We start from the raw sequence: 494 nt of genomic DNA on the forward strand, positions 1-494 counted from the left end.
ACCGGATCGCCCACGAACACGGGCACGATGTGGCTGACCGACTCCATCACCGGAATGCCGGCGGCCTTGAAGCGGGCCTTGAGGGTCGCGGCGCGCTCCTGGTGGGCCTCGCGCAGTTCCGGATGGGCCTTCAGATGACGCACCGAGGCCAGGGCCCCGGCGGTCAGGGCCGGCGGCAGGCTGGTGGTGAAGATGAAACCCGAGGCCCAGCTGCGCACCGCGTCGATGATCACCGCATCAGCGGCGATATAGCCGCCCATGACGCCGATGGCCTTGCCGAGGGTGCATTCGACGATGTCGATCCCGTCCAGAAGTCCGTCCCGCTCGGCCACGCCCGCCCCGGTCTCGCCGTACAGGCCGACCGCATGGACCTCGTCGAGATAGGTCAGGGCATTGTACTTGCGGGCCAGGGCGATGGTGCCGGCCAGGTCGGCGATGTCGCCGTCCATGGAATAGACGCTCTCGAAGGCGATCAGCTTGGGCGCATCGGCCGG

At 68.4% G+C, this 494-nt stretch carries 1 protein-coding gene; it reads right to left on the bottom strand.

Annotated features, from left to right (window positions below):
- Positions 1-494 (bottom strand): aminotransferase class I/II-fold pyridoxal phosphate-dependent enzyme (locus tag B3E43_RS03585; protein ID WP_292026676.1); only part of this gene is annotated, 494 nt, incomplete at both ends.

It is taken from the genome of Brevundimonas sp. UBA2416, from assembly GCF_002343105.1.
Classification (GTDB): domain Bacteria; phylum Pseudomonadota; class Alphaproteobacteria; order Caulobacterales; family Caulobacteraceae; genus Brevundimonas.